This window comes from Amnimonas aquatica (assembly GCF_002943415.1).
GTDB lineage: Bacteria > Pseudomonadota > Gammaproteobacteria > Pseudomonadales > Moraxellaceae > Perlucidibaca > Perlucidibaca aquatica_A.
On sequence record NZ_PTQZ01000084.1, the window covers coordinates 1 to 7105 of the forward strand.

A 7105-nucleotide genomic window follows, 5' to 3' on the forward strand; every position below is an offset into this window, starting at 1 on the left:
CTGATGTCCTACTGCAGCAAGGAGTGGCCATCGGATCGCGGCTACCGGCTGGCGCTGGCCTACCGGGCCGGCACCGCGGCCGCCCGCGTCGCCGCGGCGGAGCAGGGGCGCTGGCTGAAGGCGTCGTGGCGCAATGGCGCCTGGCAGCTGCGCCTGGTGTCCTTCCCGCCGTCCTCTCTGGCGGAAACCAGCCTGCAGATTCAGCTCGACAGCCTGGCAGGCAGCCGCAGCCTGCCGCTGCTGAGCGCGGTCATCGCCGATGTCGCCGGCACGCCGTCCGGGCCGTACTACGTCAACCTCGGCGGTCTCGGGGACGTGGAGCTGACAACCACCGTGCTCCGGATCGTGCAGGATGGCCAGGTGCTGCTGCGCGATACCGGTGCCGCCCTGCTGCCGTAGCGATCCGCCCGGCGGGCCTCCGAATCCGGCTGACAAAGCGTGTGCGGGCGGCTAGCCTAGTCGGACTGGCGCGTTACTTGCGTCAGCCGGATCACAGAACAATAAACACGGAAGACTCGCATGAAACCACTTTCACCTGCCGACCAGCTGTTCCTCTGGCTGGAGAAGCGCCAGCAGCCCATGCATGTCGCCGGCCTGCAGCTGTTCAGCTATCCCGAAGGTGCCGGCCCGCGCTACATCCGCGACCTGGTCGAGCACATGCGCAGTTTCAACGAGCCCCAGTCGCCGTTCAACCAGCGCCTGGTCAGCCGCTTCGGCCAGTACTTCTGGGAAACCGACAAGCAGTTCGATCTCGATCACCATTTCCGCCACCGCGCGCTGCCCAAGCCGGGCCGCATCCGCGAGCTGCTGGCCTACGTGTCGTCGGCGCACAGCAATCTCATGGACCGCGAGCGGCCGCTGTGGGAGGTGCACCTGATCGAGGGCGTGCAGGGGCGCCGTTTCGCGCTCTACACCAAGGTCCATCATTCGCTGTTCGATGGCATCGCCGCCATGCGCATGGGCAGCCGCGCGCTTTCCGACAGCCCGGACGTGCTCGACCTGCCGCCGGTCTGGGCCATGCCGCCGCGTCAGCGCAAGACCCCGCACCTGCCCAACCCGGTGGAAGTGGCCACCGGCCTGGCCCGCTTCACCGGCGGCGTCGGCAAGCAGGTCGCCACGCTGCCGGCGGTGCTCGGCGAGATCGCCAAGGTGGCGCGCAAGTCCAAGCGCGACCCCAACTTCGTGTCGTTCTTCCAGGCGCCGCCCAGCCTGCTCAACAGCAAGATCACCGGCTCACGCCGTTTCGCCGCCCAGAGCTGGTGCGCGGACCGCTTCAAGGCCATCGCCAAGGCGTCGCACGCGACCCTGAACGATGTCGTGCTGGCGGTCTGCGGCAGCGCCCTGCGCAACTACCTGATCAGCCAGCAGGCCTTGCCCGACAGGCCGCTGATCGCCATGGTGCCGGTGTCGCTGCGTCGTGATGACAGTACGGAAGGCAACCAGATCGCCATGATCCTGGCCAACCTCGGTACCGAGGTCGCGGATCCGACGTTGCGGCTGGAGCGTGTGAAGGCGTCGGTGCAGGAGGCGAAGTGCCGCTACAAGGCCATGAGCCCGGCGGAAATCCTGAACTACACGGCGCTCATGATGGCGCCGGCGGCGGTGCAGTTGCTGACCGGGCTGGCGCCCGGCCTGCAGCCTTTCAACGTGATCATTTCCAATGTGCCGGGTCCGAAGGAGCCGCTGTACTGGAATGGCGCGCGCCTGACCGGCATGTATCCGGTCTCGATTCCTGTCGATCAGGTCGCGCTGAACATCACGCTGACCAGCTATGCCGGTCAGCTTGAGTTCGGTCTTACTGCTTGCCGTCGAACCCTTCCGTCGATGCAGCGCCTGCTCGACTATATCGAGAACGGCGTTCAAGAACTCGAGGTTGCGGCCGGTCTGCGCTGACGCCATCGGTGCTGCGCGGTGCCGGGCGCGGGCCGCCATCGGTCCATGCCCGGCTGTCGACCACGAAGCGGTCGCCACCGCCGAAACGGTCGCCGCCGCCACGGCGGAAGTCGTTGTTCGGACGGCGATCGCCACCAGCACCGGCGCCACCGCGGCCGTAGGCCGGACGGTCGCCGCGCAGTGCCTTGCGGTCGAACGCCGAGCGCTCGTGGGTGGCGACACCGGCGCGGTTGCCGATCGACTCTTCATCACGCTGGGGACGCGGTGCGCGTTCGCGCTGCGGTGCCGCGGCGGCGCGGTCGCCATAGGCCGGGCGGTCGCTGCCATAGGCCGGACGATCACCGTAGGACGGGCGCTCGCCACGCGGGCGGTCACCGCCGAAGCGGTCGCGGTTGCCGGCCGGGCGGTCATTGCTGAAGCGGTCGCGGTTGCCCTGGTAGCCACCCTCGCGGCGCGCGCCTTCCGGGCGGTTCTCGCCGAAGCCCGGGCTGCGCTGGCGGTCGCCGTAGCCGCGGCCGCCATCACGGCGCTGGCCGCCGTTGCGGGCGCCGTCACGGCCGCCTTCACGGTACTTCGGTGCCGGACGCGGTTCCAGGCCCGGCATGATCAGCTCGGGAATGGCGTTGCCGGTGTAGGCGGCCAGACGCTGCAGCTTGCCGCGATCGCGGCGGTTGACCAGGCTGATGGCGGTGCCGTCACGGCCGGCGCGGCCGGTGCGGCCGATGCGGTGGACGTAGTCTTCCAGCACCATGGGCAGGTCGAAGTTGAAGACATGGGTGATGCCGACCACGTCGATGCCGCGGGCGGCGACGTCGGTGGCGACCAGGCAGCGCACCTGGCCATCCTTGAGCGCGCGCAGCGTGCGGTTGCGCGCCGGCTGCTTCATGTCGCCATGCAGGGCGGCGGTCTGGATGTTGAAGCTGGCCAGTTCCTGCGACAGCGTTTCGGCGTCGACGCGGGTGGCGGTGAAGACCACCGACTGGTTCACTTCCGGATCGGCCAGCAGCTTGAGCAGGATGGCTTTCTTGTGCTCGATGTCGTCGCAGAAGTACAGGCCCTGGGTGATGTTCTCGTGCTTGGCCTGCTGATGCGTGACCGCGATGCGCTCGGGGTTGTTCATCACGTTTTCGGCCAGCTTGGCGATGCGGTCTTCCAGGGTCGCGGAGAACAGCAGGGTCTGGCGTTCGGCCGGGGCGCGCGAAGCGATCAGCTCCACGTCCTCGATGAAGCCGAGGTCGAGCATGCGGTCGGCCTCGTCGAGCACCAGCAGCTCGACGCGGTCGAGGCTGATCTGGCCGCGGTTCATGAGGTCGAGCAGGCGGCCCGGGGTGGCGACCATGACGTCGACCGGGCGCTGCAGCAGGCGCTGCTGCTGCTGGTAGTTCATGCCGCCGAGGATGCTGGCGGTGCGGATCTTCAGGCGTGCGCCGTAGCTGCGGGCAGCGGTTTCGACCTGGCGGGCGAGCTCGCGGGTCGGGGTCAGCACCAGGATGCGCGGGCCCTTGCCCTTGCCGCCCGGGGTCTGGGTCATGCGGTGCAGGCCGGGCAGCAGGAAGGCCGCGGTCTTGCCGGTGCCGGTCTGGGCCGAGGCCATGATGTCGCGGCCTTCGAGGGCGACGGGAATGGCCTGGGCCTGAATGGCGCTGGGTTCGGTGTAGCCGGCTTCGTTGAGCGCGGCCAAAAGGGCATCATGCAGCTTGAGGTCTGCAAAAGTCATGGACACAAGTCTATCCTCGCGGGCAGTTCCCGCGGCATATATGGGTTAACAGCTAACCGACGACGGATTCGGCGGTGGCTGACGGAATATCGTCGCCAACCAGACCAGAGCAGGCTGCATGTGGGTCCGAGGGACCTGGCAGCACAGAAGAGGCGGGCACGATGAGGCCGCAAGCAGCGGCGTGCGCACTATACGGATACCGGGCCGGGAATGCGAGGGTTTTTTCTGACCGGGGCGTTCCGGGCGGTGGCCGGCGGATGTGTCGCGGCCGTGATCGCGAGTTTCCGACGAGTGGTCATTGCCTGTTTTTTGCTTTAGTGGAACTATAGTACCAGTTTTGACGAATGGAAGCGGGCCGGGCAGTACCGCCGCGATTCGACGCACACACGCAGGCCGGCTTTATCCGGTCACGACAACAAAGAGCGGAGAAGGAACATGAGCACGGCACTGATCACGGGCGCTTCCAACGGTATCGGTCTGGAGCTGGCCAGGCGGCTGGCGGCGGACGGCCACGATGTCATCCTGGTGGCGCGCAGCGTCGACAAGCTGCAGGCGCTGGCCGATGAGCTGGGCGGGCGCCACGGCATCCGCGCCGAGGTCATCGGCCAGGACCTCGGCTACGAGGGCGCGGCGCAGGAGCTGGTCGACAAGCTCGGCGACCGCCGTGTCGACATGCTCATCAACAACGCCGGCTTCGGCGAGTTCGGTACCTTCATTGAAGCTGACATCAAGCGCCTGAACCAGATGATCCAGCTCAACGTCGCCACGCTGACCGCGCTGGCGCATGCCTTCGGCCGCCGCATGGCGGCGCAGGGCGGCGGGCAGATCCTCAATGTGGCGTCGATCGCCGCCTTCATGCCGGGTCCCGGCGCGGCGGTCTACTACGCTTCCAAGGCCTATGTGCTGAGCTTCTCCGATGCGCTCGACTTCGAGCTGCGCGGCAAGAACGTGCGTGTCACCACGCTGTGCCCGGGCCCGACCGACACCGGCTTCGCAACGGCCGCCAACGCCGAGGGCTCGGCGGCGTTCCGCTGGCCGCTGCTGGCCTCCCTGGACAGCCTGGCCGACTACGCCTACGACTCGCTGAAGGCGAAGCGCGGCATTTCCGTGCACCGCTGGCTGATCAAGCTGATGGCGTTCTCGGTGCGCCTGTCGCCGCGCTTTCTGGCCAATTACATCTCGGCGCGCAGCATCGGCTTCAAGGGCTGAGCGTTTCACCCGAACCACGGATGCTCGCGCACCCGCTCGGCCACGAAGTCGAGGAAGGCGCGCAGGGCGGATGACATGTGCGCCCGGCTCGGCGTCATGGCCCAGAGGTCGCCCAGCCGCACGGCGTCGCCGGGCAGGATGGGAATCAGCCGGCCTTCGGCCACTGCGGCATCGGTCATGAAACGCGGCAGCAGGCCGATGCCGAGACCGGCGATGACCGCGTCCATCTGCAGGTGGGCGTTGTTCGAGGTCAGCCGGCCCTTCACCGTCAGGCGGCGTTCGCGGAGCACGCCGGCCTCGTCGCGGTGGCTGACGATGATGTGGTTCTCGCGCGGCTGGCGGAACAGCACGAAGTCGTGCTGTTCCAGGTCCTCCGGCGTAGCCGGCATGCCGTGGCGGGCGATGTAGTCCGGGCTGGCGTAGAAGCGGCCGCAGAGCTGGCCGAGGCGGCGGCCGATCAGGTTGGCGTCGTTGAAGTCGCCGATGCGCAGGCCCAGGTCCACGCCTTCCTCGACCAGGTCCACCAGGCGGCCGGCGAGCTCGGCTTCGAGGCTGACCTCCGGATATTTCTGCATGAACTCGGCGACCACGCTGCCCATGAAGCGCATGCCCAGCTCCACCGGCATGGTCACCCGCAGGTGGCCGCGCGGGCTGCTCTGCCATTCGCTGAGCGCGCGCTCGGCGTCTTCGATGTCTTCCAGGTTGCGGCGGATGCGGTCGTAGAACTGGCGCCCGGCATCGGTCAGACGCAGGCTGCGCGTGGTGCGCTGCAGCAGGCGCACGCCGAGGCCGGCCTCGAGGCGGGCGAGGGTGCGGCTGACCGATGACTTGGGCAGGCCCAGACGGTCTGCCGCCGCGGTCAGGCTGCCGTCCTCGACCACGCGGACCAGTACCTGCAGATCGTTGAGATTCATGTCGTGGCGTGCCAATTGTTGCCTTGGCTGCAACAGTACATGCCGATGATCTGTCTCGGCAAGTCCGCGGCGACGCGTTAGCCTGTGTCCGTCCCCACCCAGGAGTTTCCCGACATGTCGCTGAACACCACCGTCAAGAACCGGATCGCTGCGCTGGTCGCCACGCCGGCGCTGAACAGCCTGCTGGCGCTGGCCGCGCGCGCGCTCATGGCCTTCATCTTCATCATGGCCGGCTACGGCAAGATCACCGACTACGCCGGCACCGCCGGCTACATGACCTCCATGGGCGTGCCGGAGTTCCTGCTGCCGCTGGTGATTCTGGTCGAGTTCGGCGGCGGCATCGCGCTGCTGATCGGTTTCCAGACCCGCATCGCCGCCGGCGCCCTGGCCGGCTTCTGCGTCATCTCCGGCTTCATTTTCCACGCCACCCCGGACCAGCAGATCATGCTGGCGAAGAACCTGGCGCTGGCCGGCGGCCTGCTCGCTTTCGTGCGCACCGGTGCCGGCCGCCCTTCGGTGGACGGCGAGTAAACGCCAGGCCTCCATCTGCGTGGATGATGTCCGGTCGCTGGCATATGCCGACCGGACATCGCGTTTTCGGCGACTTTCATGCCATTGGCTGATGTCATGATCTAGCCACGGTGACGGCCATGCTGCACCATTGGGATCTGTCGCCATCTGCGCCGAGCCCTGCCGAGAATCTCATGGAAAGTCCGATCAGAAACCGCAAACCCGCCCAGGCCAGAACCCAGGACCGGGTGGCGCGCGCCATGGCGGCGGCCGAGCAGCTGCTGATCGAGCGCGGTCCCGAGGAGGTGTCGATTCCGGACATTGCCGAGGCCTCCGGTGTGCCGCGTGCCAGCCTTTATCAGTTCTACGCCAACAAGTACCAGCTCTTCGCGGCCATTTCCGAGTCGCATCTCGCACGCGTGGCGGGCGAAATCAAGGCCGGTGGCCAGGCGCTCGCCGGCCGTCACTGGCGCGAGGTAGTGCCGCTGCTGGTGGAGGCGGCGTCGCGCTACTACAACGAGCATCCGGTGGCCGGCATCCTGATCCTGGGCTGGCCCATGAGCCGCGATGCCTATCTGGCGCAGGAAGTCACCATCGAGAATATCGGCGACGAGCTGCGCAGTGTCTTCGCCACGCTGTCGCCGCCGGTCGCGCTGCCTGCCGAACCGGATGCGGGCACCATCGTCACCGAGCTGGCCTTCGCCTGCATGAAGTACGGCTATTTCCGCCACGGCCTGATCAGCGAGGACATCATCCGCCAGTCCTCGCTGGCGGTCATCGGCTATCTGGAGCAGGTGCTGCCGCCGGAGCTGGCGCAGTCGCGTCCCAGCTAGCGACGAGGGCACGCTTGGCCCCGGTATCC

The 7105-nt window shown here is 67.7% G+C and carries 7 protein-coding genes; 5 read left to right on the top strand and 2 right to left on the bottom strand.

Going from position 1 to position 7105, the window contains the following annotated elements:
- The coding region (locus tag C5O18_RS10380) for a hypothetical protein (protein ID WP_206389728.1) at nucleotides 1-399 on the top strand (399 nt) is incomplete at its 5' end.
- A 120-nt stretch (nucleotides 400-519) separates the two neighbouring features.
- Complete coding sequence (locus C5O18_RS04855; RefSeq protein ID WP_105191953.1) at nucleotides 520-1893, top strand: WS/DGAT/MGAT family O-acyltransferase; 1374 nt, start codon at nucleotides 520-522, stop codon at nucleotides 1891-1893.
- On the opposite strand, the gene C5O18_RS04860 is transcribed toward C5O18_RS04855, so the two are convergent.
- A complete protein-coding gene (locus C5O18_RS04860; RefSeq protein ID WP_105191955.1) occupies nucleotides 1796-3610 on the bottom strand; it encodes a DEAD/DEAH box helicase in 1815 nt (604 codons plus the stop codon). The genes C5O18_RS04855 and C5O18_RS04860 overlap by 98 nt on opposite strands.
- Nucleotides 3611-4045: 435 nt before the next feature.
- Here C5O18_RS04860 and C5O18_RS04865 point away from each other — a divergent pair, with 435 nt between their 5' ends.
- Nucleotides 4046-4819 (top strand): SDR family NAD(P)-dependent oxidoreductase, encoded by a 774-nt coding sequence (locus tag C5O18_RS04865; protein WP_105191957.1) that lies wholly within the window; start codon nucleotides 4046-4048, stop codon nucleotides 4817-4819.
- Between the two features lie 5 nt (nucleotides 4820-4824).
- Here the strand turns inward: C5O18_RS04865 and C5O18_RS04870 are convergent, their stop codons facing one another.
- The gene (locus tag C5O18_RS04870) at nucleotides 4825-5733 is read right to left on the bottom strand and encodes a LysR family transcriptional regulator (protein WP_105191959.1); all 909 of its coding nucleotides are present in this window, start codon (nucleotides 5731-5733) and stop codon (nucleotides 4825-4827) included.
- Nucleotides 5734-5847: 114 nt separating this feature from the next.
- Between C5O18_RS04870 and C5O18_RS04875 the strand changes: the two genes are divergently transcribed.
- Both C5O18_RS04875 and C5O18_RS04880 read left to right on the top strand, forming a co-directional pair.
- Nucleotides 5848-6264, top strand: a complete 417-nt coding sequence (locus C5O18_RS04875; protein ID WP_105191961.1) for a DoxX family protein — start codon at nucleotides 5848-5850, stop codon at nucleotides 6262-6264.
- A 173-nt stretch (nucleotides 6265-6437) separates the two neighbouring features.
- Entirely contained in the window at nucleotides 6438-7076 is a 639-nt protein-coding gene (locus C5O18_RS04880; protein ID WP_206389729.1) for a TetR/AcrR family transcriptional regulator, read from the top strand.
- The last annotated feature ends 29 nt before the right edge of the window (nucleotides 7077-7105 follow it).